General features: G+C 67.5%; 22 protein-coding genes and 2 pseudogenes. 10 read left to right on the top strand and 14 right to left on the bottom strand.

The window, feature by feature from the left end; genetic code table 11:
• Positions 1-184: 184 nt before the first annotated feature.
• Complete coding sequence (locus ACG10_RS12805) at positions 185-772, top strand: UPF0149 family protein (protein ID WP_089168515.1); 588 nt, start codon at positions 185-187, stop codon at positions 770-772.
• A gap of 9 nt (positions 773-781) precedes the next feature.
• A complete protein-coding gene (locus tag ACG10_RS12810; RefSeq protein WP_089168516.1) occupies positions 782-1,186 on the top strand; it encodes a YbaN family protein in 405 nt (134 codons plus the stop codon).
• Position 1,187: 1 nt separating this feature from the next.
• On the opposite strand, the gene ACG10_RS12815 is transcribed toward ACG10_RS12810, so the two are convergent.
• The 3 genes from ACG10_RS12815 to cysK form a co-directional block, all read right to left on the bottom strand.
• Entirely contained in the window at positions 1,188-1,793 is a 606-nt protein-coding gene (locus ACG10_RS12815; protein ID WP_089168517.1) for a tRNA-uridine aminocarboxypropyltransferase, read from the bottom strand.
• 80 nt (positions 1,794-1,873) lie between these two features.
• A complete protein-coding gene (locus ACG10_RS24140; RefSeq protein WP_165493812.1) occupies positions 1,874-2,011 on the bottom strand; it encodes a PA1414 family protein in 138 nt (45 codons plus the stop codon).
• A gap of 195 nt (positions 2,012-2,206) precedes the next feature.
• Positions 2,207-3,184 carry a cysteine synthase A gene (cysK, locus tag ACG10_RS12820; RefSeq protein WP_089168518.1) on the bottom strand — a complete coding sequence of 326 codons (978 nt, stop codon included), beginning with the start codon at positions 3,182-3,184 and terminating at the stop codon, positions 2,207-2,209.
• A 169-nt stretch (positions 3,185-3,353) separates the two neighbouring features.
• Between cysK and ACG10_RS12825 the strand changes: the two genes are divergently transcribed.
• Entirely contained in the window at positions 3,354-4,199 is an 846-nt protein-coding gene (locus ACG10_RS12825) for an AAA family ATPase (RefSeq protein WP_039803479.1), read from the top strand.
• 25 nt (positions 4,200-4,224) lie between these two features.
• Positions 4,225-5,403, top strand: a complete 1,179-nt coding sequence (locus ACG10_RS12830; RefSeq protein WP_039803477.1) for a vWA domain-containing protein — start codon at positions 4,225-4,227, stop codon at positions 5,401-5,403.
• 30 nt (positions 5,404-5,433) lie between these two features.
• Here ACG10_RS12830 and ACG10_RS12835 read toward each other — a convergent pair whose 3' ends face one another.
• Together ACG10_RS12835 and ACG10_RS12840 are read right to left on the bottom strand one after the other, a co-directional pair.
• Positions 5,434-6,207, bottom strand: coding sequence for a class II glutamine amidotransferase (locus ACG10_RS12835; RefSeq protein ID WP_089168519.1), 774 nt, complete (start codon positions 6,205-6,207; stop codon positions 5,434-5,436).
• A 33-nt stretch (positions 6,208-6,240) separates the two neighbouring features.
• Entirely contained in the window at positions 6,241-6,687 is a 447-nt protein-coding gene (locus tag ACG10_RS12840) for a hypothetical protein (RefSeq protein ID WP_089168520.1), read from the bottom strand.
• A gap of 107 nt (positions 6,688-6,794) precedes the next feature.
• On the opposite strand from ACG10_RS12840, the gene ACG10_RS12845 reads away from it, so the two are divergent.
• A complete protein-coding gene (locus ACG10_RS12845) occupies positions 6,795-8,825 on the top strand; it encodes a S9 family peptidase (protein WP_089168521.1) in 2,031 nt (676 codons plus the stop codon).
• A 3-nt stretch (positions 8,826-8,828) separates the two neighbouring features.
• On the opposite strand, the gene ACG10_RS12850 is transcribed toward ACG10_RS12845, so the two are convergent.
• From ACG10_RS12850 to rnd, 8 genes and pseudogenes are all read right to left on the bottom strand, one after another.
• Entirely contained in the window at positions 8,829-9,698 is an 870-nt protein-coding gene (locus tag ACG10_RS12850) for a YihY/virulence factor BrkB family protein (RefSeq protein ID WP_039803466.1), read from the bottom strand.
• A gap of 94 nt (positions 9,699-9,792) precedes the next feature.
• Entirely contained in the window at positions 9,793-10,242 is a 450-nt protein-coding gene (locus ACG10_RS12855; protein WP_039803464.1) for a bacteriohemerythrin, read from the bottom strand.
• Positions 10,243-10,460: 218 nt separating this feature from the next.
• Positions 10,461-11,699: a hypothetical protein gene (locus ACG10_RS12860; RefSeq protein ID WP_089168522.1), complete on the bottom strand. Its 1,239-nt coding sequence runs from the start codon at positions 11,697-11,699 to the stop codon at positions 10,461-10,463.
• A gap of 74 nt (positions 11,700-11,773) precedes the next feature.
• Positions 11,774-12,223, bottom strand: coding sequence for a YcgN family cysteine cluster protein (locus ACG10_RS12865; RefSeq protein WP_039803460.1), 450 nt, complete (start codon positions 12,221-12,223; stop codon positions 11,774-11,776).
• 161 nt (positions 12,224-12,384) lie between these two features.
• Positions 12,385-13,737 carry a glucarate dehydratase gene (gudD, locus tag ACG10_RS12870; protein ID WP_089168523.1) on the bottom strand — a complete coding sequence of 451 codons (1,353 nt, stop codon included), beginning with the start codon at positions 13,735-13,737 and terminating at the stop codon, positions 12,385-12,387.
• 76 nt (positions 13,738-13,813) lie between these two features.
• Positions 13,814-15,013, bottom strand: a pseudogene (locus tag ACG10_RS12875) (MFS transporter); the annotation flags it as partial.
• A gap of 101 nt (positions 15,014-15,114) precedes the next feature.
• Complete coding sequence (locus ACG10_RS12880) at positions 15,115-15,414, bottom strand: YcgL domain-containing protein (RefSeq protein ID WP_089168525.1); 300 nt, start codon at positions 15,412-15,414, stop codon at positions 15,115-15,117.
• The gene (gene rnd / locus ACG10_RS12885; RefSeq protein WP_089168526.1) at positions 15,411-16,538 is read right to left on the bottom strand and encodes a ribonuclease D; all 1,128 of its coding nucleotides are present in this window, start codon (positions 16,536-16,538) and stop codon (positions 15,411-15,413) included. Before rnd ends, ACG10_RS12880 begins: the two co-directional genes overlap by 4 nt.
• Positions 16,539-17,242: 704 nt before the next feature.
• Between rnd and ACG10_RS12890 the strand changes: the two genes are divergently transcribed.
• Positions 17,243-18,934: a glycoside hydrolase family 32 protein gene (locus tag ACG10_RS12890; protein ID WP_198318941.1), complete on the top strand. Its 1,692-nt coding sequence runs from the start codon at positions 17,243-17,245 to the stop codon at positions 18,932-18,934.
• 283 nt (positions 18,935-19,217) lie between these two features.
• On the opposite strand, the gene ACG10_RS12895 is transcribed toward ACG10_RS12890, so the two are convergent.
• The gene (locus ACG10_RS12895; protein WP_198318942.1) at positions 19,218-20,804 is read right to left on the bottom strand and encodes a glycoside hydrolase family 68 protein; all 1,587 of its coding nucleotides are present in this window, start codon (positions 20,802-20,804) and stop codon (positions 19,218-19,220) included.
• Positions 20,805-20,936: 132 nt separating this feature from the next.
• Between ACG10_RS12895 and ACG10_RS23755 the strand changes: the two are divergent.
• The 4 genes and pseudogenes from ACG10_RS23755 to ACG10_RS12915 all read left to right on the top strand — a co-directional run.
• Positions 20,937-21,038 (top strand): annotated as a pseudogene (locus ACG10_RS23755) (IS5/IS1182 family transposase); the annotation flags it as partial.
• 150 nt (positions 21,039-21,188) lie between these two features.
• Positions 21,189-22,043 (top strand): sulfurtransferase, encoded by an 855-nt coding sequence (locus ACG10_RS12905; RefSeq protein WP_089168528.1) that lies wholly within the window; start codon positions 21,189-21,191, stop codon positions 22,041-22,043.
• A 241-nt stretch (positions 22,044-22,284) separates the two neighbouring features.
• Positions 22,285-22,764 (top strand): hypothetical protein, encoded by a 480-nt coding sequence (locus ACG10_RS12910; RefSeq protein WP_039803444.1) that lies wholly within the window; start codon positions 22,285-22,287, stop codon positions 22,762-22,764.
• 83 nt (positions 22,765-22,847) lie between these two features.
• Entirely contained in the window at positions 22,848-23,183 is a 336-nt protein-coding gene (locus tag ACG10_RS12915; protein ID WP_089168529.1) for a four-helix bundle copper-binding protein, read from the top strand.
• Position 23,184: the final 1 nt, after the last annotated feature.

Raw genomic sequence — 23,184 nt, forward strand, 5'->3', positions numbered from 1 at the left:
GCACGGCTCCGGACGGAGCCGTATGAAGCGGCGCATTATACGTGAGGAAGCCGGCTATCAGTCCCGCTCCAGCCGTGGCCGAATGCCCCCGTGCGACTGCCCACGAAAAAAACCGCGCCGCGGCACGCCGCCGGGCGTTATCCGGGCTAAAATCCAGCCTCCCAACCCTCAAGGTAGTCGCGCCATGTCCTTCGCCGAGCAATTGTCCCGCCTGCAAGCCTTTCTCGACGCCGACGATCTGCATGAAGAGGCGTTGGACTATGTCGCCGCCCACGGCTATCTGACCGCGCTGTCGATCTGCCCGGAACCCGTGCCCGAACACGAATGGATCGACGCCCTGTTTGCCGAGCCGCCGCACTACCGCAGCGACCTCGAGCGGGAGGAAATCGAGTCCACGCTGCTCCAGCTCAAGGCGCATATCGGCCGCCAGCTGGCCAGCGACGAGGATCCCGAGCTGCCCTGCGAGCTCGACCTGGGCGAGGCCCCCGACGACTCCGACCTGCGCGGCTGGTGCATCGGCTTCATGGAGGGAGTCTTCCTGCGCGAGGAAGCCTGGTTCGAGGACTCCGAGGAGGAGGTCAGCGAGCTGCTGCTGCCGATCATGATCGCCTCCGGCCTGTTCGAGGACCAGCCGGACTTCGCGGAAATCGCCCACGACCGCAAGCTGGTGGACGAGATGATCGAGCAGATTCCGGACCTGCTCACCACGCTGTTCCTGCTCTGCCATGCCCCCGAGGAAAAACCCGCGCTGCTCAAGCCGCGTCCTCACTGAGGGGGCGGAATGGCGCGGACCGTCCGCGAAAGCCGATCCCGCCTGGTGCGCCACGCCCTGCAGGCGGCCGGCCTGCTCAGCCTGGCGCTGGGGGTGATCGGCATGTTCCTGCCGCTGCTGCCGACCACGCCCTTCCTGCTGCTGGCCGCCGCCTGCTTCATGCGCAGCTCGCAGCGCTTCTATCTCTGGCTGGTCGGCCACCCCTGGCTGGGCCCCTGGATCCGCGACTACCTGGACGGCGAAGGCATTCCCCTCAAGGGCAAGGTCTACGCCGTCGGCCTGATGTGGACGAGCATCCTGCTGTCCTGCTACCTGATTCCGCTGCTCCCCGTCCGCCTGCTCATGCTGGCCAGCGCCGCGCTGGTCACGGTCTACATTCTCAGGCAAAAGACCCGGCCAATACGGGCCGACTGATCTATCCCGCCGGATCGCCGCCATGATTGCGCCGGTAGACCGCCTCCCCCATCGCCGCGATCTGCCCCTCGATCAAGGCCTCGAAGGGCCGCAGCATGGCATCGAAGCGCCCAGCCCCCTCGAGGATATTCAGGGCGCAGACGATCGCCTCAAGGGTCGACAGCGCCCCGGCCATGGGCGCCTTGCGCAGCCGGTAGCGCGACGACAGGCCCTCGGGCAGGGCGACCCGCGGCAAGGCCGCCAGCGGCGGATTGAGATGAAGTATCCGGCGCGCCTTGCGCCAGGTGCCGTCCGGCACGATCAGCTGCAGGGGCGGCCCGTCCTGCGCCAGCTCGGCCAGCGGCATGGCCTCTGCGCCGGGAAACAGCAGGCAGCTGCGCCAGGTGCCGTGCATCAGCTCCGCTGCCAGCTCGGGGAAGGTCTCACCGACCCGCAGCTCGCCATTGCTCAGAGCCAGGCCGGCCAGGCGAGCGGTATTCAGGGCATGGGATACTTCGGCAGGGTGCTGCAGGATCAGCACCCGGGTGCGGCTGGCTAGTCGGGGGACAAGTGCGCACAGGCAATGGCTCAGCGGACGCGCACAACGGGAACAGCAGGGACGTGACATGGACTCTCCTCGGCGGAGCAGTCTGCCACAGGGGCGGAAAACGAAACAGGGCGCCCGCGGGCGCCCTGTCAGAGCAGCAGTCAGCGGCGGCGTGCGCGCTCCTCGGCCAGACGACGGCGTTCGTCGCTTTCCAGAGGAATGGGCTGCAGGCGCCCGGCGGCATCCAGACCGAACAGGGTAGCGAGATCGGCGAGCAAACGATTGAGCCAAGCGTTCATGACCAGTTCCTCCGGTTACGACCAAGTGGGGCATTCAGGCAGCAGTCGCACGGGCAATCTGCGCCATCCTTGTTTTCAGGATAGCCCCAGTTTTCGCCCAACGGCCTGACCCGAATCAAAAAGGCATGGGGCGAACCGCGCAGTGCGCGCCCGCAAGCGCAGCGGAAACAGGCTCCCGCCACGCTCCAGCGGCCTTTACTGGAGCAATTCCTGCTCGCTGAACAGCCCCTCGAACAGCATGCTCGACAGGTAGCGCTCGCCGGAGTCCGGCAGGATCACCACGATGGTCTTGCCCTGCAGCGACGGCTCGTGCTCGGCCAGACGCACGGCGGCGGCCATGGCTGCGCCACAGGAAATCCCGCAGAGAATGCCCTCCTCGCGCATCAGGCGCAGGGCCATGGCCTTGGCCTCGTCATCGGTGACCCGCTCGACCCGGTCGACCAGCGACAGGTCCAGGTTCTTCGGCACAAAGCCGGCGCCGATGCCCTGGATCTTGTGCGGCGACGGCTTGACCTCCTCGCCGGCCAGGGTCTGGCTGATCACCGGCGAGCCGGTCGGTTCCACCGCCACCGAGAGCAACGGCTTGCCGCAGGTCTGCTTGATGTAGCGGGAAACGCCGGTGATGGTGCCGCCAGTGCCGACCCCGGCGACCAGCACATCCACCGCGCCGTCGGTATCGTTCCAGATTTCCGGGCCGGTGGTCTTCTCGTGGATCGCCGGGTTGGCCGGGTTGTCGAACTGCTGCGGCATGAAGTACAGCTCGGGGTTCGAGGCGGCGATCTCGGTGGCCTTCTCGATGGCGCCCTTCATGCTCTTGGCCGCCTCGGTGAGCACCAGCTCGGCGCCCAGGGCCTTGAGCACCTTGCGCCGCTCCAGGCTCATCGACGCCGGCATGGTGAGGATCAGCTTGTAACCGCGCGCCGCGGCGACGAAGGCCAGGCCGATGCCGGTATTGCCCGAGGTCGGCTCGACCAGGGTCATGCCGGGCTTCAGGCGTCCGCTGGCTTCGGCCTCCCAGACCATGTTGGCGCCGATCCGGCACTTGACCGAATAGGCCGGGTTGCGCCCCTCGATCTTGGCCAGGATGGTCACGCCCTGGGGCGCCAGGCGGTTGATCTTGACCAGCGGCGTGTTGCCGATGGATTGTGCGTTGTCGGCATAGATGCGGCTCATGGCGCGTTCCTTGTTGGTGTATGCGCGAAAGAAGGGCAAGCCTAAGTCGCCGCACACACGCCGTCCAGAGCCCGGCATTCCTGTGCCGGCGCCTGCACGTTATAGTCGGGCGCAGGTCCAACCACGACAGGCCGGCGCACACCGGCGCCACCCCACGCGAGGATTCACGATGAAGTTCCAGGGCACCGCCACCTACGTGGCCAGCGACAGCCTCAGGCTCGCCGTCAACGCCGCCATCACCCTGCAGCGCCCGCTGCTGGTCAAGGGCGAGCCCGGCACCGGCAAGACCCTGCTCGCCGAGCAGCTGGCGGAGTCGCTCGGCACCCGGCTGATCGCCTGGCACATCAAGTCCACCACCAAGGCCCAGCAGGGGCTCTACGAATACGACGCGGTGAGCCGCCTGCGCGACTCGCAGCTGGGCGTGGACAAGGTCCACGACGTGCGCAACTACATCCGCAAGGGCAAGCTGTGGGAGGCCTTCGAGGCCGGCGAGCGGGTGGTCCTCTTGATCGACGAGATCGACAAGGCCGATATCGAGTTCCCCAACGACCTGCTGCAGGAACTCGACCGCATGGAGTTCTTCGTCTACGAGACCGGCGAGACCGTCAGGGCCCGCCAGCGACCGATCGTGGTCATCACCTCGAACAACGAGAAGGAGCTGCCCGACGCCTTCCTGCGCCGCTGCTTCTTCCATTACATCGCCTTCCCCGACCGCGAGACGCTGCAGAAGATCGTCGACGTGCATTTCCCCGGTATCAAGGGCCAGCTGGTAGCCGAGGCGCTGGACCTGTTCTTCGAGGTGCGGGAGATCCCCGGCCTGAAGAAGAAACCCTCCACCTCCGAGCTGGTCGACTGGCTGAAGCTGCTGCTGGCCGACGACATCGACCTTGCGGCGCTGCGCGAGCGTGACCCGACCAAAGCCATTCCGCCGCTGGCCGGCGCCCTGGTGAAGAACGAGCAGGACACGCAGCTGCTGGAACGCCTGGCCTTCATGACCCGCCGCGCCAACCGGTAGCTCGGAATCCCACGGGAGCCTGTTCATGCTGCTCAACCTGTTCAATGAAATGCGCGCGGCCAAGGTCCCGGTCTCGCTGCGCGAGCTGCTCGACCTGATCGAGGCGCTCGAGCAGCGGCTGGTGTTCGCCGACATGGACGCCTTCTACTTCCTGGCCCGCACCATCCTGGTCAAGGACGAACGGCACTTCGACAAGTTCGACCGGGCCTTCACCGCCTACTTCCAGGGCTTGGAAAACCTCGACGCCCTGCTCGAGGCGCTGATCCCCGAAGAATGGCTGCGCAAGGAATTCGAGCGCCTGCTGAGCGACGAGGAAAAGGCGCAGATCCAGTCCCTGGGCGGTCTCGAGCAACTGCTCGAGACCTTCAAGAAGCGCCTCGAGGAGCAGAAGGAGCGGCACGCCGGCGGCAACAAGTGGATCGGCACCGGCGGCACCAGCCCGTTCGGCTCGGGCGGCTACCACCCCGAGGGCATCCGCGTCGGCGAGGCCGGGGCGCGCCAGGGCAAGGCAGTCAAGGTCTGGGAACAGCGCGAATACCGCAACCTCGACGACCAGGTCGAGCTGGGCACGCGCAACCTGAAGATGGCGCTGCGCCGCCTGCGCAGCTTCGCCCGCGAAGGGGCCGCCGAGGAACTCGACCTCGACGCCACCATCGCCCATACCGCGCGCGACGCCGGCCTGCTCAACATCCAGCTGCGCCCGGAACGGCACAACAGGGTGAAGCTGCTCCTGCTGCTGGACATCGGCGGCTCGATGGACGCCCACGTGAAGATCTGCGAGGAGCTGTTCTCCGCCTGCCGCAGCGAGTTCAAGCACCTGGAGCACTACTACTTCCACAACTTCGTCTACGAGAGCCTGTGGACCGACAATCGCCGGCGCCATTCCGAGCGCATCGCGACCCACGACCTGCTGCACAAGTACGGCCCGGACTACAAGGTGGTGTTCGTCGGCGACGCCTCCATGTCGCCCTACGAAATCCTCCAGCCCGGCGGCAGCGTCGAGCACTGGAACGAGGAAGCCGGCCTGGCGTGGATGCAGCGCTTCACGGAAACCTACCGCAAGCTCATCTGGATCAACCCGTCCCCCGAACGCACCTGGAACTACGGCAGCTCGATACAGATCGTCCGTGAACTGGTGGGACAGCACATGTACCCCCTGACCCTCGGCGGTCTCGAAGAAGGCATGCGCTTTCTGGCCAAGTGAGGCCGGCCGGGCCGGGGGAAAGGTAGCAGCTCAGGCCTCGCCGCGGGCGATGCACTCGCCCAGTCGCCAGAGCGTCCACTCGCCCGGCCGGTGGGCGATCCAGGTCTCGTTGGCGGTCAAAGGCTCGGTGGCCAGCACCGTCACCACGTCGTTCGGGGTCGTTTCGGCCTGGAAGTCCACCGTCAGCTCGGCGTCCTTCAGCCGCGCCGGACCGAAGGGCGCACGGCGGGTGATCTGCGCCAGCTTGGTACTGCAGAAGCTGAACAGCCATTCACCGTTGCCCAGCAGGCAGTTGAACACGCCCCTGGCGCGGTACTCGTTGCAGGCCGCCACCAGGATCGGCAGCAGCGCCTGCGCCTCCACCGGCTCGGGAAAGGCCTGCCGCACCCGGTTGAGCAGGTCGCAGAAGGCCCGCTCGCTGTCGGTGTCGCCCACCGGCCGGTAGAAGCCCGCCGGCGGCTGGAAATCCGCCAGCTGGCCGTTGTGGGCGAAGCACCAGTTGCGGCCCCAGAGCTCGCGCACGAAGGGATGGGTGTTGGCCAGGCAGATCCGCCCAACGTTGGCGTGGCGGATATGGCCGATGACCAGCTCGCTCTTGATCGGATAGCGCTGCACCAGCCGGGCCACCTCGGAGTCGGCGCTGGCCGCCGGGTCCTGGAACAGCCGCACGCCGCGGCCCTCGTAGAAGGCGATGCCCCAGCCGTCGCGGTGCGGGCCGGTGCGCCCGCCGCGCTGCATCAGGCCGGTGAAGCTGAAGACGATATCGGTCGGGACGTTGGCGCTCATGCCGAGCAGTTCGCACATCGCGGGGCTCCTCGCAGGCGGCCTGCTCCGGTTTCAGGGACGCGGGCCGGCACGCAGGCCCTGCGGCCCGCCGAACTCGCCGCGGGCCATCCGCTCGCGCAGGGTCGGTTCGTTCCCGTCGCTCGCCGGCGACGCCTCGACCAGGCCCCGACGGCGCCAGAGCAGCCAGCGCAATCCGGCCGCCAGCAGATATACGGTCATGGCGATCATCCCGTAGAGCGCCAGGTCGGCCACCGCGCGCCAGGCGTTGTTGCCGACGCCGAACAACAGGTCGAGGGCGGTGATGGCGATGGCCGGAGCGAACAGCTCCTTGCCCGGATCGACGACGGTCGGAGTCAGCAGCAGCACCGTCATGGCCACCCGCAAGGGCTCGCACAGCCAGCGCCACATCCAGCGGGTCAACCGGAACCAGACCAGCAGGCAGCCAAGCGCGGCGATGCCGTAGACGGCCCAGGCAAGCAGATAGTCGTTTTCGATCATGGCGGTGTGAGACTGGCGGAAGGGTGCTTATCATAACGACATTTCCCCACCGCGACGCCACTGCCGGAAGTCGCGCCGTCGGACGCCAGCCGCCGCCAGGAGCCACCATGCACGCCCCCATCGCCCGAATCGAAAGCCATTGTGCCGATCCCTACCGCTGGCTGGAGCAGCGCGACGACCCGCAGGTGCTCGCCTACCTGGAGGCGGAGAACGCCTATCTGGAGGCCCGGCTCGAGGATGTCGGCGCGCTGCGCGAGAGCCTGTTCCAGGAGATCAAGGGCCGCATCCGCGAAACCGACCTGTCCCTGCCGGTTCCCTGGGGAGCGTACCTGTACTACCAGCGCACCACGGCCGGTGACGAATACCCGCGCCACTACCGCTGCCCGCGCCCGACGGACGGCTCGCTGCAGACCGACGAGCGCCGCGAGGAACTGCTGCTCGACCCCAATGCCCTGGCCGACGGCGGCTACCTGTCGCTCGGCGCCTTCGAGATCAGCCCCGACCATCGGCGCCTGGCCTACAGCCTGGATACCAGCGGCGACGAGATCTACCGGCTGTTCGTCAGGGAACTGGACAGCGGCGAGTTGCACGAGCTGCCCTTCGAGGACTGCGACGGCAGCATGACCTGGGCCAACGACAGCGAAACGCTGTTCTTCGCCGAGCTGGACGACACCCAGCGGCCGCACAAGCTGTACCGCTACCGGCTCGGCGCCGACGAGGCCGAGCTGGTGTTCAACGAGCCGGACGGACGCTTCTTCATCCACTGCTACCGCGCCAGCTCCGAGCGCCAGCTGGTTCTCCTGAGCAACAGCAAGACCACCTGCGAAGCCTGGGCGCTGGATGCCGAACGCCCGCAGGCGGCCTTCGTCTGCCTGGCGCCGCGCCAGGAGGGTCACGAGTACTACCCCGACCACGGGCGCATCGACGGCGACTGGGGCTGGCTGATCCGCACCAACCAGGACGGCATCAACTTCGCCGTCTACCAGGCGCCCGAAGGCTCGCCCAGCCGCGAGCACTGGCGGCCGCGGATCGGCCACGACGCAGCGCGAATGATCGAGGATCTCAGCCTGAATGCCGGCGGCTTCGTTCTCAGCCTGCGCGAGCAGGGCCTGCCGATCGTCGAGGTGCACCCGGCCGAGGCCACGCCCTATCGCGTCGAGCTGCCGGACGCCGCCTACAGCCTGGACGTGCAGGACATCCTGGAGTTCGACAGCCCGGCGATCCGCCTGCGCTACGAGGCGCTCAACCGCCCGGCGCAGATCCGCCAGCTGGACCTGGCCGGCGGCGCCCAGCGGGTGCTCAAGGAAACTCCGGTGGAGGGTCCGTTCGATGCCGACGACTACCTCAGCCTGCGGATCTGGGCCGAGGCGGCCGATGGCGCGCGCATCCCGGTCAGCCTGGTCGCCCGCCGCGACACCCTGGGCCGGCCCGCCCCGCTCTACCTCTATGGCTACGGCGCCTATGGCGAAAGTCTCGATCCCTGGTTCTCGCATGCCCGGCTGAGCCTGCTGGAGCGCGGCTTCGTCTTCGCCATCGCCCACGTGCGCGGCGGCGGCGAGCTGGGCGAGGCCTGGTACCGCGCCGGCAAGCTGGAGCACAAGGAGAACACCTTCGGCGACTTCATCGCCGTGGCCGAACGGCTGATCGCCGAAGGCTTCACCTCTGCCGACCGCCTGGCGATCAGCGGCGGCAGCGCCGGCGGCCTGCTGATCGGCACCGTGCTCAACCGGCGCCCGGAGCTGTTCGCCGCGGCGATCGCCGAGGTGCCCTTCGTCGACGTGCTGAACACCATGCACAACCCCGAGCTGCCGCTGACCGTCACCGAGTACGACGAATGGGGCGATCCGCGCGACCCGGAAGTCCACGCCCGGATCAAGGCCTACGCGCCCTGCGAGAACGTGCGTGCCCAGGCCTACCCGGCGATCCTCGCGGTGGCCGGCTACCACGACAGCCGGGTGCAGTACTGGGAGGCGGCGAAATGGGTGGCCAGGCTGCGCGCCAGCAAGACCGACGGCAACCTGCTGCTGCTGAAGACCGAGTTCGGCGCCGGCCACGGCGGCATGAGCGGCCGCTACCAGGCGCTGAAGGACGTGGCGCTGGAATATGCCTTCATCCTCAAGGTGCTCGGCCGCACCTGAATCTCAAAGCTGCTTCTCGCCAGGGTCCTTGCCTTCGGGGTGACGATGCTCGATCACCGCATTCATCTCCGCGCCAAACAGCAGCACCGCCGCGGAGATGAAGAAGTACAGCAGCATCACGATGATCGCCCCGACGCTGCCGTAGGTGGCGTCGTAATTGGCGAAATTGCGCACGTAGAAGCCGAAGCCGAGCGAGGCCGCGATCCACACCAGCACCGCCAGCACCGAGCCAGGGGTGATGAAATGGAAGCGCTGCTCGACGTCCGGCGCCACGTAGTAGATGGTCGCCACGACCAGGATCAGCAGCAGCACCGCCAGCGGCCAGCGCAGCCAGGTCCAGAGGATGACGATCAGTTGCTCCAGGCCCACCCAGCCGGCCAGCCAGCCCATCACCTGCGGGCCGACGAGCATCAGGGCGGCCGCGCTCAGCAGCATCAGGGCGATACCGATGGTATAGAACACCGACAGCGGAATGCGCTTCCAGGCCGGGCGGCCCTCCTTGACGTCGTAGGCCTTGTTCATGGCGAGCATGGTCGAGCGCACCCCGGCCGACGCCGTCCACAGAGCGGCCAATATCCCCACCGAGAACAGCCCGACCCGCTCGGTCTGGAATTGGGCGATGACCGCGTTGACCGTGTCCATCGCCTGCGCCGGCAGCAGCAGGGCCGCCTGCTGCTGCAGCCAGTCGAAGAACTGCTGCAGGTCGAGAAAACCGATCAGGGCGATCAGGAACAGCAGGAAGGGAAACAGGGAAAAGAGCATCTGGAAGGCCAGAGCCGAGGCATAGGTCGGCATTTCGTCGGCCATGAAGTCCTTCGCCGCACACCTGAGGATCTCGGCCAGACCCATCCCCCGCAAATCCAGCAGACGCATGACGCCCCCTCCTGCTCCACATTTTCAGGGATAGACGTGCCGGATCGGTATCGGTGCCGGCCGGGCCGACCAATGGCGAGCTCGGCCCGGCGGCTCACTGGAAGAACTTGGCCAGCATGCGCGAGACGAAGCTGCCCTCGAGGCTTTTCTTCACATCGCTCACGTAGTGCTTGTCGTCGCGCTTGATGTGGTTGGTCAGCCACAGTCCGATGTCGCTGCGCACCTCCCGCGCCAGACGGATCGGATCCTCGCCCTTCTCGAAGCGCGTACCGTAGCCATGGGCGCGCTCCTTGAAACGCTCGTGCACCTGGTGATGGGCCTCGAGCAGCGGATAGCCGGCCCTTTCCATCAGGCTTTCCTCGAAGGTGTTGTGGGAAATGGAGTAGTCGATGATCGCCTTGATGACCCGCTCGATCTCCGGAACCGAGCGCAGGGCAATCGCCTGGTCGATCTCGTTCAGGTAGTCGAAGATACGCTTGTGCTGATCGTCGATGATGTCGATGCCGGTTTCGAACTCGGCCGACCAGTTGATGTTGTAAGCCATTTTTATGCACGCACCTTGGCAAGACAGAAAGCAGGCGGTAACGCCTGCCGGAGTCCTGCAATTCACATGCCGCGTAATGTCATTTTAATGTCACACGAATAATGGCTGCTCTGGAAAGATTTCTTGACACCCAGGCGGGTCATCCAACCTGCATGACTGGTGCAAAGATCACAAAAGCGGGCGCTTTTGTAACGAATCGCACAAAAGCGAGCGTTTTCTCACGGCCTTTTTTCGAGCGCCAGCAAGGGCGTATCCAGCACCTGCGACTTGCCGCCCATGAGGTTTTCGCTGATCGCGACGAAGTCGTCGGTACTGACCCGCTCCATGCGGATCAGCCCGCTCACCACATCGTCCAGCGAATGGCGATTCTCGCTGCGGGCGCGGATCTCGGCGTCGAGCGCCTGCAGCAGGAGCACGGCACGGGCGGTTGCCGCACCGCTGACCCGCTCGCCGCGCAGGCTCTCGACCTTGCGGCTCCAGCGGGTCAGCTGCTGGCGAACCCGCTCGTAGCGATCCTCGCCGAGCCCGCCGGCGCGGCGCAGCAGCTCGATGGCGTAGTACTCGGCCAGCCCCTCGCTGATCCAGTCGCTTGCGTCGGTGTCGCGAATCCGCGCGAACACGTGCACCAGCTCGTGCAGCAGGGAGCTGGTGCCGTTCTCGCTGACCAGCGGGCGGTCGGCGTGCAGGTACAGGGAGCTGGGCGCCGACAGGCCGCCGCGCCACATCGGGTTGCCGGCGCCGACCACCAGCAGCTTGTCCGGCTCGCGCAGGAACACCGCCCGGTATTCGTCCCAGACGAAGGTCAACAGGGTCAGGATGTCCATCCGCCGCATCTTCTCGCCGAGCGGCGCCGCCACACTGACCTCGCTGTCGCCCAGGGTGGCGCGCCGGGTTCCGAGCCGGCCGGCGATCAGCCAGCCGGTCGGCCGGTCGAAGCGGCGCGCCGGGTTGTCGATGCGGAAACGGTTCTTGCCGATCCGCGGCCAGCCGGTCTCGACGCCCCGCCAGCCTTCGGGCAGCTCGAACTCCAGGCGCGCCACCAGTTCCACAGCATCCTGCTGCACCAGATGGGCGCTGGGTACCAGATCGTCGCCGCGCAGCAGCGCCCAGTGCTCGGTCATCCGCGCATCGAAGCGCCTCGATGCCCGCGCGTGGCTGACCTGCACCCGGTAGCTCAGGCTGCTCTTGCCTTCCGCAGGCCGCCAGGTACCGCTGCCGGGCTCATCCTGCTGCCACTGCCCGTCGGTCTGGAAATCGCTGTAGCGGCCCTGGTCGCCCAGCTCGAAGCGCAGGCTGCGGACCGCACTGCCCCGCTCCAGGGTCAGACGCACCTCGGCCTGGTCGCTCTCGGGTAGAAAACGCACGTGGTAGTCCAGATCGACCTTGCTCGCCGCCCACGCAGGGGCGGTCGCGAACAGCAGGACGACACAGAACGGCAGCTTCGGGCGGACGGGCATGGGCAGGCTCCTTGGCGGGACGGACGGGGCAAGTGTGCCGGCTGGCCGGGCGCGGTGGGAAGTGTCCGAACGGATCAGCCGGCGCGGAAGATCAGGTAGTCTTCCCAATCGTCCTCGGCCACCGCCGTTTCGCTGAGCATGCGTCCGGCCTGGGAAATCCGCTCGCGATGCACCGCCTGGGGATCGCCGCAGACCAGCGGGTGCCAGAGCGGCAGATCCTTGCCCTCGGAGAGCAGGCGATAGGCGCAGGTCGGCGGCAGCCACTGGAACTCGCCGGCCTGGGCGGGGGTGAGCTGGATGCAGTCCGGCACCGACTGGCGGCGGCTGGCGTAGTCGCGGCAGCGGCAGGTTTCCAGATCGAGCAGGCGGCAGGCGATGCGCGTGTAGTAGACGCCGCCGTCCTCCTCGTCCTCGAGTTTCTGCAGACAGCACAGGCCGCAGCCGTCGCACAGCGACTCCCACTCCCCGGCGTCGAGCTGGTCGAGGGTCTTGCGCTTCCAGAAGGGTTCGACTTTCGCCGCCATGGGAACTACCGCCACCTGTGCCGAAAAGGGCGGGCAGTCTAGCCACTGGCGGAGCTTCGGCCAAGAGCGGCGCGGCAAGCGGTCGGAGCCCGCAGGGCGGCTGCCGCTGCGCGCGCGGCGACCGCCCTCCCCGGATCGGAGGATGCCGGCACTTCGGCCGGTCAGCGGACCAGACAGGGCTTCTTGTTATCGAAGGTCCAGCCGGGGATCAGGTACTGCATGGCGACGGAATCGTCGCGCGCGCCGAGGCCCATGCCCTTGTACAGCTCGTGGGCCTTGTTCAGCTGGTCCAGGTCGATTTCCACGCCGAGGCCCGGCTTCTGCGGCACCCTGACCTTGCCGCCGACGATCTGCAGCGGTTCCCTGGTCAGGCGCTGGCCATCCTGCCAGATCCAGTGGGTGTCGATGGCGGTGATCCTGCCCGGCGCCGCCGCGGCGACATGGGTGAACATGGCCAGGGAGATGTCGAAGTGATTGTTCGAGTGCGAGCCCCATGTCAGGCCCCACTCGTGGCACAGCTGCGCCACCCGCACCGAGCCCTGCATGGTCCAGAAGTGCGGGTCGGCCAGCGGGATGTCCACCGACTGCAGCTGGATGGCGTGGCCCATCTGCCGCCAGTCGGTGGCGATCATGTTGGTCGCGGTGGGCAGGCCGGTGGCGCGGCGGAACTCGGCCATCACCTCTCGCCCGGAGTAGCCGTCCTCGGCGCCGCAGGGGTCCTCGGCGTAGGCCAGCACGCCGTGCAGGTCGCGGCACAGGCGAATGGCGTCCTTGAGCAGCCAGCCGCCGTTGGGGTCGAGGGTGATGCGCGCCTCGGGGAAGCGCTCGGCCAGCGCGGTGACCGCCTCGATCTCCTCCTCGCCGCGCAGCACGCCGCCCTTGAGCTTGAAGTCCTGGAAGCCGTAGCGCGCCTGCGCCGCCTCGGCCAGGCGGACCACCGCCTCGGGGGTCAGGGCCTTCTCGTGACGGACGCGGAACCAGTCGTCGGCGGCCTCGGGCTCGCTGCGATAAGGCAGGTCGGTCCGCTGGCGGTCGGCGACGTAGAACAGGTAGCCGAGCATCTCCACCTCGTCGCGCTGCTGGCCCTCGCCGAGCAGGGCCGCCACCGGCACCTCGAGGAACTGGCCGAGCAGGTCGAGCAGCGCCGCCTCCAAGGCGGTCACCGCGTGGATGGCGATGCGCAGGTCGAAGGTCTGCAGGCCGCGGCCGCCGGCGTCGCGCCCGGCGAAGGCCTGGCGCACCTGGTTGAGGAGCTTCTGGTAGCTGCCGATCGGCTGGCCGATCAGCAGGCTGCGGGCGTCCTCCAGGGTCTGGCGGATGCCTTCGCCGCCGGGGACTTCACCGACCCCGGTGTGCCCGGCGCTGTCCTTGAGGAGGACGATGTTGCGGGTGAAATAGGGGCCGTGGGCGCCGCTCAAGTTGAGCAGCATGGAGTCGTGGCCGGCCACCGGGATGGCCTGCAGGCTGGTGATGACGGGGGCCTTGCCGGTTGCCTGGGAAAGCGGAGTGCTCATGGTGGATTCCTTATGGGCTGCGGGATGTGTCGCTCCGTCCCGCGCCCATGACGACGGCGCGGGACGGCGTTCGGTTTCAGGAGTGGGACTGGCTCAGCCTGGGGCTGGACAGGCCAGATTCATCGCTGGGAGCGGGCCGGGTGCGGGCGAAGAACACCACGATGGCCGCCAGCACCGAGGTCGCGGCCAGGGCGTAGAGGCCGCCCTGGATCGAGCCGGTATGCTGTTCGAGCAGGCCGAAGGAGGTCGGCGCAACGAAGCCGCCGAGGTTGCCCACCGAGTTGATCAGGGCGATCACCCCGGCGGCGATGCGCGTGTCCAGATAGGCCTGGGGAATCGGCCAGAACAGCGAGGACGCCGACTTGAAGCCGATGGCTGCGAAGCACACCGCGACGAAGGCGAAGACCGGCCCGCCGGTGGTGGAGACGAACATCCCCAGGGCGGCGATCAGCAGCGCCGCGGCGACCCAGGCCTGCTGGAATTTCCAGTGGGCGGCCAGCCGGGCGAAGGCGTACATGCCGATGATCGAGATCAGCCAGGGAATCGAGTTGAAGAATCCCACCTCGACGCTGCTCAGCTCGCCCATCCGCTTGATGATGCTGGGCAGCCAGAAGGTGGCGGCGTAGATGGTCAGCTGGATGCAGAAGTAGATCACGCAGAACAGGACGATCTGGTGGTCCTTGAGCAGCGCCCAGAGCGACGGCTTGACGCTGGTCGCCGCCTCGCGGGCACGCTGTTCCTCGTCGATGGCCGCGACCAGGGCATCCTGCTCGGCAGGCTCCAGCCACTTGGCATCGTGCGGCCTGGAGTCCAGCCAGAACCAGACGAAACCGCAGAGCAGCACCGAAGCCATGCCCTCGATGAAGAACATCCACTGCCAGCCGTGCCAGCCGAGCCCTTCGATCTGCAGCAGCGCGCCGGACAGCGGGCCGGAGATCAGCGAGGCGATCGCCGAGCCGCTGAGGAAGATGGCGATGGCCTTGCCGCGTTCGGCGGCGGGCAGCCAGCGGGTGAAGTAGTAGATCACCCCGGGGAAGAAGCCCGCTTCGGCGATGCCCAGCAGAAAGCGCAGGACGTAGAAGTGGGTTTCGTTCTGGATGAAGGCCATCGCCGTGGCGACCAGGCCCCAGGTCAGCATGATGCGGGTCAGCCAGGCGCGGGCGCCGACCCTCTGCAGGAGCAGGTTGGAGGGCACTTCGAAGAGGGCGTAGCCGATGAAGAACAGGCCGGCGCCGAAGCCGAAGGCCGCCGCGCCGATGCCCAGGTCGGTTTCCATCATGTGGACCCACCTGAGCAACAGCCGCGAGCGCTTCGCGCCGGACGAGTGACGGCGAAGCGCGGTCGCCTGGCGGAGCGGGTCCGCCAGGCCCGCCCGGTTCAGAGCGGGTCGTTCATCCGCAGCAGCTCGTCCGGCAGGTGCTCGATGTAGTCGTCCTCCTCTTCCGGTGGCGGCATCTGCAGGTGGTAGCCCTGCTTTCCGAGGTTCTCCAGCACCTTGTGGATGTCCTCGCGGGCGAGGGTACGCTCGGGCGAGAGCACCAGGTCGAAGGCATGCTGCGGCGCGCCGAAAGCCGCCAGCAAGGCTTCGGGCACCCGCGCCAGGGCGTCCTTCCTCTCCACGTAGAGATACATCTCCCGGCGCCGCGGACTCTTGTAGATGGAACAGATGCGTTTCATGGTCGTTCTCCGCCGAGGCAGTCGAGCAGGGCCTGGCCCATCCGCTCGCGGCGCCAGCCGCGCAGCGTGTCGGGCAGCCGGTAGGGGCCGTTGGGGAAGCCGCTTTTCAGCAGGGCTTCGAGAATCTTCTTGCGCAGCACCAGCTCCGGTGCGACCTGCAGGCGCGCGGCCTCGGCCTGGCCGACCGCCCGCAGCTTCTTGAGCAGCGCCGAGGCCTCCATCGGCAGGGGCTCGGGCAGGGGCTCGGGCCAGCTCTCCGGCGGCGTCGAGCCGCTTTCGCGGATCAGCCGGAGCAGGGCCTCGCCGTCCTGGCGCACCGTGCGCGGGTGCATGTCCTCGATGCGCCCGAGGCCGACCAGATCGGTCGGCTGGAAGCGCGCCAGCGGCCACAGGCTGTTCTCGCGCAGGATGCGGTTGCGCGGCTGGTCGCGCCGGCGCGCCTCGCGCTCGCGCCAGGCATACAGCTCGCGCAGCACGGCGAGCTGCTGGCGGCTCAGTTTCCAGGCCAGCCGGCCCTCGCGGTAGATCTCCTCGGGCGCCACCTCGCGGCGCAGGTTGGCGACCAGCTCGGCGCCGTCCTCGAGAGTCCAGGCGCGCTTGTCCTCCGTCAGCCGCGCGGACAGCGCGACGTAGAGCTCCGCCAGGTGCACGGCATCCTCGGCGGCGTAGCGGATCTGCAGCTCGCTCAGCGGGCGCTGCAGCCAGTCGGAGCGGGTCTCGCCCTTGGGCAGCTCGATGCCCAGCACCGTGTGCACCAGCCGGGAGTAGCCCATGGAAAAGCCGAGGTTCAGGTAGGCGGCGGCCAGCTGGGTATCGAACAGCGGCTGCGGCAGGCTGCCGGTCAGGCGCAGCAGCACCTCCAGGTCCTCGCTGCAGGCGTGCAGCACCTTGACCACCGCCGGGTCCGCCAGCAGCTCGGCCAGCGGCCGCCAGTCGCCGATGGTCAGCGGGTCGATCAGATAGGCGCTGCGGCCGTCGCCGACCTGCACCAGGCCGGTCTGCGGATAGAAGGTGTCGACCCGCACGAATTCGGTATCGAGGGCGACGAAGGGCAACTGCCGCCAGCGCGCGCAGTGGCTGGCGAGGCTGGCATCGTCGCGGATCCAGTGAATGTCGATGGCCACGAAGGCTCCTTGTTGAGGCCGCGGCAGCAACGCCGCGCCGGGGCGGTCCCGACGCCGGACACGGCTGGCACGGCAGCATCCGTACTGCGAAATGCGGCACAGGGCCGCCGGAGGGCATGCAGTATATCCAGCGCCCCCTGCCCCGGCCAAACGGCTTGGTACTGTCACGTTGTGCTCGGTCGGCCACACCCCAACAACGTGACAGTACCTCCTTCCGATGACCGACTTGACCCACGTTCAGGGTGGGCCCATACTGTTGTTAACGTTAACTCAAGCAACGGTTTCTCTCTCCGAACCCGTTCCAGGCCATCCATCGAACGTGTCGGAAAGTGGCCTCTTCATGTGAATAAAGTGCTCCTTTCATATGCATGGGGGTGCGAAGACACTCCGCTGTTTCCACGGCGGCGCACGGATTCAATTTCAGGCGACGGGTGTCTCGAAGCGCTCGAACCCCCGCGAGAATCCGCGGAATTCCGAGGATCCGCATCAGCGCGCAGGTGGTCGCGCGCTCAGCGGAATCCGATCCACCGAGAGCGGAGCCTCTCATTTGGCAGATCGATTTGGACCTGGCCAGCGTGGCCGGGGACTCCTCGAGTGACGCATCCGCTCCCCAGGTCCTGCCGCGAAAACGCATCGAGGGTTTCGATGAACGCCTCGGCGACAAGCCCCCCCCGCTCGGTGCTCGACACCCAACAAGGAGAATCATGAACCGCAATCCCACCTCGATGCGCGCAACTCGGCGCGCATCGGTCTGCGCGCTCGCTGCGCTGCTCGCCGCCGCGACCGTGGCGGTGTTCGTGTTCGCGCCCGCTCCGGCGACCCTGTCAGGCCCCGAGCCGTCGAGCCCGCCGCCGGCCAAGTCCTCCGAATTCTCGCGGCCGGCCGACTGGTCGCCCCACCGGCCAGCGGTGCACCTCACCCCCGCCAAGCACTGGATGAACGATCCCCAGCGCCCGATCCTGATCGACGGCGTCTGGCACTACTACTACCTCTACAACGCCGACTACCCCAAGGGGAACGGCACCGAGTGGTACCACGCGACCTCGACCGACCTCGTGCACTGGCAGGATCACGGCGTCGCGATCGACAAGTACAAGAACGGCCTCGGCGACATCGAGACCGGCAGCGCCGTGATCGACACCGAGAACACCGCGGGCTTCGGCGCCGGCGCGGTGATCGCCGTCATGACCCAGCAGCACGAGGGCGTGCAACGGCAGTCGCTCTTCGTCTCGACCGACGGCGGCTACCGCTTCAAGGCGTACGACGGCAACCCCGTCATGGACAACCCGGGCGCCGAGCACTGGCGTGACCCGAAGATCATCTGGGACGATGCCCGCGACGAGTGGCTGATGGCGCTCGCCGAGGGCGACAAGATCGGCTTCTACACTTCGCCCGACCTGAAGCGCTGGACGTACCGATCGGGCTTCGAGCGCGACGACCTCGGCATCCTCGAGTGCCCCGACCTGTTCCGCATGTCGGTCGACGGAGACCCGGCGAACACGCGATGGGTGCTCGCGGCAGGCGGGAATGGTGCCAGCAAGGGCATGACCACGGGAACCGTGTACTGGACCGGCGACTGGGACGGCGAGCGCTTCACCGCGGATCGCGACGAACCGCGATGGCTCGACTCGGGCGCCGACTTCTACGCCACCGTGACGTGGGACGACCCGCGACAGGACGACGCCGAACGCCTCGCCTCCCGCTACGCCATCGGCTGGCTCAACAACTGGGCCTACGCCACCAAGCTGCCGACCGACGACTGGCACGGCGGCGCCGACTCGATCGTGCGCCGCATCGAGCTGCGCTCGGTCGACGGCGAGCCGCTGCTCGTCTCGCAGCCCATCGACGCGCTCGACGAGCTCGCGGGTAATGCTGAGGTGCGCTCCAGGGTACGGGTGACGAAAGCCTCGGGGACGACGCTCCCCCAGCCGAAATCCGATGCCTACCGACTCCGGGTCGAGCTCGACGCGGCCTCGGGCGCCAACGAGGTGCGCTTCCGCGTCAAGGAAGGCGGCGGGCACTTCACGACTGTCGGGTACGACTTCGTGCACGGCGTCGCCTTTGTCGCGCGCGCCGCGGATGCTGCGGCCGAGCGGATGCCCGCGGTCTACCGCGAGGTTCGTACGGCCCCGGCGCCGGCGCGCGACGGCACCGTCACCCTTGACGTCATCGTCGATGCGGCCTCGGTCGAGGTCTTCGTGAACGACGGCGAGGCCGTGCTCTCGAATCTTGCGTTCGGGGCTCCCGGCGCGAACGGGCTCTCGGTCGAGTCGCTCGGCGGCGACACCGAACTGCGCTCCTTCCGGCTCACGCCGCTCGCGATCGCACCGATTGAGCGGCATATGGAGCAGGCACCCCAAGGCAACGGTGGCTCAGCTGGTAAGCCCGCAGACTGAGCGCATGACGAATCCTCATGGGCCGGTACCACGTCGCTCCATTTCCTGCTGGAGGCCGAAGCCCGGACGATGGCGCTGGCGCAGGTGCTGGCGTGGTCCGAAGACGAGGCAGTGAGTGGCGCTGTTCAAGCGGCACTGTCACGTTGTTGATGGGTGGCCGACCGGGAACGTAGCGCGAGGATGAACAGGTTGGCGACCTGAGCGTGGATCGAAGCGAAAGGCCAGGCACACACAGCGAAGCGCCCGGCTGGAAATCCAGCCGGGCGCTTCTTCGTGAAGTCCGTTACTTCTTCAGCGGCTGGCTTTGGCCGCCCGGATTCACATTGAGGTTCGCCGGGATGTCGGCCCAGCCACCCAGCCCGCCGCCGTAGGCACCGTAGGAGTAGTCGACCGCCGACGATGCCCCTTCGATGTCGATCTTCACGGTCGGTGCGAGGGTGCCGCCGCGCCGGAAGTTGCCCTCGGTGCCGATCGTGTCGATGAACGACTGCACCAGGCCGCCCGGCATTACGTAGTGCGAGTACGACTGGAAGTGGCCGAAGGGCTGGTTGTAGTCGGGAGCGAACGGGAACCCGCCGTTGAAGTTGAGGTTCGTCGGGTTGCCGAGCACCAGCCCGGATCCCTGGTTCATCGGCTGGTAATCGCTGCGGATCCCGTTGCCCACGAAGCCGTACACGCCCTCGGGGCCATCAAGGCCGGCCGCGTAGGTGCCACGGTGGCTGATGGTGAAGAGGTAGTACTTGCCGTCCTTCATGTAGATCTGCGGCCGTTCGGTCTGGTCGGTCACGCAGTTCGCCGAGAGGATCGGCGGCAGGAACTCCCACTCGGTGAGGTCGGCGTTCTTCGCCTTCGCCAAACCGATGTTGCCGATCTGGTAGGTCGCACCCGACGCGTTCACCTGCTCGACGGTCTCGGCGTAGGGGTCGCCCTCCCGGTAGCCGAGATCCTCAGCGGTGCACGCGGCGGACTCTCGCGGCATGGCCGAGTTGCCCTCGAAGACCATGAAGGTCTCGCCCGGGTGGGCCGGGTCCTCGAAGGTGAACGGGTCGCGGAAGTTGAAGTACGGGTTCTGCTCACCGGTCTGGTAGTAGGTACCGTCGGCCGACAGGAGCGGAATGACCTTGTCGAAGCCGGTGAACTTCACGCCGTTCTTGTTGGCGTGCACCTTGCCGACGCTAAGCGCGATCTTCGGGTCGTACGGTTTGATGTCTTTGCCCGCAGCGTCACGATAGAACGCGACATCCGTGAAGAACAGCTTGATCTCGCCGCCCGGGAAGATGCGCGCCGAGCCCGACCACTGCGTCTGGTGGCTGAACGACTGGTCCTCGAAGATCTGGCCGGTGACGCCCTCGTCGAAGACGAGACCGCCGTAGGTCCAGCCGCCGTTCGCCGGCCGCAGGTTGGCGGGGATGCCGGCCGGGCGGTAGAAGTAGCCGATCTTCGCGAACACGTGGCGATCGTCGAAGCCGAGGTTCCGGTCGGCGACGAGGGAGAAGATGATCTCCTGCCCGTTGACGCTGTACTGGTTCGCGTTGGCGTCGGTCAGGGGCCAGGAGTCCCACACCCAGACCTGCTCGTTCGACATGTCGGGGAAGTCCTGCGGGACGCTGGGCATGGTGTATTCCGCAGGCATCGAGCTCTGACGCGAGACGGCCCTCGGGTCCGACATCCGCTTGATCTGACGCGCGTCGGCACGAGTCCACTTCGCTGTGAAGTTGCCCTCGGGCGCGAATGCCTCCTGCGTGTGCACGGTGGGCTCGGGGCCGGGCTCCAGGGAAGCCGCAACGGCTGCCGTGGCGCTGCTGAACAGGGTCGCCGCAGCGATCCCGCTGACGAGAGAGCGCCGAATACGTTGGTCGATGAGTAACATGATATTTCCTTCGGTTTGAAAGCGGGCGCGATGCTAACATTTCATACAAGCGTTGTTAACGTTAAACACTGATTGTTAACGTTAAACGATTGACAGTTCAAAGCCCTCAGCGGGATACCCGCTACTACCGGGATGCGACATTGCCATCTCGGTGACATCAGCCGTGACCAGTTCGAGCAGGTTCGTCCCCTGCTGGAAAGTGCACGCAAGAAGACCGCCCCACGGAAAGTGGATAGGCAGACGGGTGAGGAACTGCAGGGCGATCAGCAAAGGCAGCGGCATCCTCACAGTCCCCGGCCCCGGCCAAACGGCTTGGCGTTTGCCGCGGCGGGCCGCAGACTCGCAGCCTCTGGAAATTCCTTCACCGAACGACAAGGAGCCCCCATGTCCCACGCGCAATTGCTCAGCCCTGCCCAGCTGGCGGAACGTCTCGACCAGCCGGAGCTGCGCATCCTCGACTGCCGCTTCGCCCTTGAGGACCCGGCCTACGGCGCACGCAGCTACGCCCAGGAGCACATCCCCGGCGCCCGCTTCGCCGACCTCGAACGCGACCTCTCCGGCCCGGTGCAGAAAGGCGTGACCGGCCGCCATCCGCTGCCCGACCCGGCCCTGCTGGTCGAGCGCCTGCGCGCCTGGGGCATCGACAACGCCAGCCCGGTGGTGCTCTACGACGACGGCCCCGGCGCCTTCGCCGCCCGTGCCTGGTGGCTGCTCGCCTGGCTCGGCAAGCGCGACGGCGTGTACCTCCTCGACGGCGGCCTGAACGCCTGGCGTGCCGCCGGCCTGCCGCTGAGCGCCGAGCAGCCCGCCCCGGCCGCCGGCACCTTCCAGGGCCAGCCCGACCCCGACCTGCTGGTGGAGGCGCAGCACCTGCTGGCGCGTCTCGGCGATGTGCGGCTGACCCTGCTCGACGCCCGTGCTCTGCCCCGTTTCCGCGGCGAGGTGGAACCCCTCGACCCGGTCGCCGGACACATTCCCGGCGCCCGCTGCGTGCCCTTCACCGAAAACCTCGGCGCCGACGGCCGCTTCCTGCCGGCCGGACAGCTGCGCGAGCGCTTCACCAACCTCCTCGGCGAACGCCCCCCCCAGCAGCTGGTGGCCTATTGCGGCTCGGGCGTCACCGCCTGCCACAACCTGTTCGCCCTGAGCCTTGCCGGCTATCCGCTGGCACCGCTCTACGCCGGCTCCTGGAGCGAGTGGCTGACCGACCGCTCCAGGCCGGTCGCCACGGGGGATTGAGCCGCTTCGCCGAGCATCTTTCGGCGGCCGGTCTAAGCACCGGCCGCTATATGGTTGCGAAAGCGCCGATGGAAATATTTTAAAAACAGCAGTTTACAGGCTAAAGGTCGCACTAGACTTCAAGTTGAGCGGCCAGCGGAGCGCCACGAGACTCCGCACTCCCGCTTCCGGCGAGGCGCCTCACCCGGGCCGACGATTCCTCCAGAGCCTTGCCGGACACCTTTTCCTTGCGAGACGCACCATGGGCATTGCAGCCAGTGAACTGAGCAAGCATGTGATCCGGCCGACCCTGCTCTACCTGGGACGCTCCTCCAGCGCTGCCGAAGCCCTGCTGCTGGGCATCGCGGCCAGCCAGTCGGCGCTCGGCGCGGCCCTGCACCAGCATCACGGCCACGGCCTCTATGGCATCCGCGAGGCCAGCCACCTGCAGGTCTGGGACCACTACCTGGCGCTGAACCCGGACCTGGCCAGCCATGTCCGCGGTCTGGCCAGCCAGCACGCCTTCCTGACCGCGCCGCACCTGGAGCTGACGGTCAACCTGCGCTACGCCACCGCCATCGCCTGGCTGCTGGTGGAGGCGCAGCAGCTGCCGCTGCCCGGCGCCGACGACCTGCCGGGCCAGGCACAGATCTGGTGTCAGGTGTTCCAGCCCGGCGGCCGGCCCGAGGAATTCCTCGACGCCTGGCAGCGCTGCATCGGCAGTGCCATCCAGGCCGCCTGAAGCAGCCCGGCTCCCGACAGGCACCGGCCCACTGTGCTTGAATCGATGATGCCGAGTACGGCCATCGCCCTGGGAGAAGCATCATGACCATCGTGGATTACGCGACCGGCATCCGCGCCTGCAGCGCCTGCGCGGTAGCCTGCGACGCCTGCGCCGAAGCCTGCCGGCAGGCCGCCGACCCGCAGCCCTTGCGCCAGTGCATCGAGCTCTGCCACGACTGTGCCGATGTCTGCCGCCTGACCGCCCTGCTGATGGCGCGGGAAAGCGAGTGGGCAACCGCCCTGTGCGGCCTCTGCGCCCGCCTCTGTCTCGCCTGCGCCGAGGAGTGCGCCCGGCATCCCCTGCCCCAGTGCCAGGAATGCGCCCAGACCTGCCAGCACTGCGCCGACGAATGCGAAGCGCTGGGCGAGGCGGCGTAGG

Source organism: Azotobacter chroococcum (genome assembly GCF_002220155.1).
GTDB classification, from domain to species: domain Bacteria; phylum Pseudomonadota; class Gammaproteobacteria; order Pseudomonadales; family Pseudomonadaceae; genus Azotobacter; species Azotobacter chroococcum.

Excerpts from the sequence above, each read along its gene's own strand:
- ACG10_RS12805 (WP_089168515.1), top strand. The coding sequence starts at position 185 with ATGTCCTTCGCCGAGCAATTGTCCCGCCTGCAAGCCTTTCTCGACGCC.
- ACG10_RS12810 (WP_089168516.1), top strand. The coding sequence starts at position 782 with ATGGCGCGGACCGTCCGCGAAAGCCGATCCCGCCTGGTGCGCCACGCC.
- ACG10_RS12815 (WP_089168517.1), bottom strand. The coding sequence starts at position 1,793 with ATGTCACGTCCCTGCTGTTCCCGTTGTGCGCGTCCGCTGAGCCATTGC.
- ACG10_RS24140 (WP_165493812.1), bottom strand. The coding sequence starts at position 2,011 with ATGAACGCTTGGCTCAATCGTTTGCTCGCCGATCTCGCTACCCTGTTC.
- cysK (WP_089168518.1), bottom strand. The coding sequence starts at position 3,184 with ATGAGCCGCATCTATGCCGACAACGCACAATCCATCGGCAACACGCCG.
- ACG10_RS12825 (WP_039803479.1), top strand. The coding sequence starts at position 3,354 with ATGAAGTTCCAGGGCACCGCCACCTACGTGGCCAGCGACAGCCTCAGG.
- ACG10_RS12830 (WP_039803477.1), top strand. The coding sequence starts at position 4,225 with ATGCTGCTCAACCTGTTCAATGAAATGCGCGCGGCCAAGGTCCCGGTC.
- ACG10_RS12835 (WP_089168519.1), bottom strand. The coding sequence starts at position 6,207 with ATGTGCGAACTGCTCGGCATGAGCGCCAACGTCCCGACCGATATCGTC.
- ACG10_RS12840 (WP_089168520.1), bottom strand. The coding sequence starts at position 6,687 with ATGATCGAAAACGACTATCTGCTTGCCTGGGCCGTCTACGGCATCGCC.
- ACG10_RS12845 (WP_089168521.1), top strand. The coding sequence starts at position 6,795 with ATGCACGCCCCCATCGCCCGAATCGAAAGCCATTGTGCCGATCCCTAC.
- ACG10_RS12850 (WP_039803466.1), bottom strand. The coding sequence starts at position 9,698 with ATGCGTCTGCTGGATTTGCGGGGGATGGGTCTGGCCGAGATCCTCAGG.
- ACG10_RS12855 (WP_039803464.1), bottom strand. The coding sequence starts at position 10,242 with ATGGCTTACAACATCAACTGGTCGGCCGAGTTCGAAACCGGCATCGAC.
- ACG10_RS12860 (WP_089168522.1), bottom strand. The coding sequence starts at position 11,699 with ATGCCCGTCCGCCCGAAGCTGCCGTTCTGTGTCGTCCTGCTGTTCGCG.
- ACG10_RS12865 (WP_039803460.1), bottom strand. The coding sequence starts at position 12,223 with ATGGCGGCGAAAGTCGAACCCTTCTGGAAGCGCAAGACCCTCGACCAG.
- gudD (WP_089168523.1), bottom strand. The coding sequence starts at position 13,737 with ATGAGCACTCCGCTTTCCCAGGCAACCGGCAAGGCCCCCGTCATCACC.
- ACG10_RS12880 (WP_089168525.1), bottom strand. The coding sequence starts at position 15,414 with ATGAAACGCATCTGTTCCATCTACAAGAGTCCGCGGCGCCGGGAGATG.
- ACG10_RS12890 (WP_198318941.1), top strand. The coding sequence starts at position 17,243 with ATGAACCGCAATCCCACCTCGATGCGCGCAACTCGGCGCGCATCGGTC.
- ACG10_RS12895 (WP_198318942.1), bottom strand. The coding sequence starts at position 20,804 with ATGTTACTCATCGACCAACGTATTCGGCGCTCTCTCGTCAGCGGGATC.
- ACG10_RS12905 (WP_089168528.1), top strand. The coding sequence starts at position 21,189 with ATGTCCCACGCGCAATTGCTCAGCCCTGCCCAGCTGGCGGAACGTCTC.
- ACG10_RS12910 (WP_039803444.1), top strand. The coding sequence starts at position 22,285 with ATGGGCATTGCAGCCAGTGAACTGAGCAAGCATGTGATCCGGCCGACC.
- ACG10_RS12915 (WP_089168529.1), top strand. The coding sequence starts at position 22,848 with ATGACCATCGTGGATTACGCGACCGGCATCCGCGCCTGCAGCGCCTGC.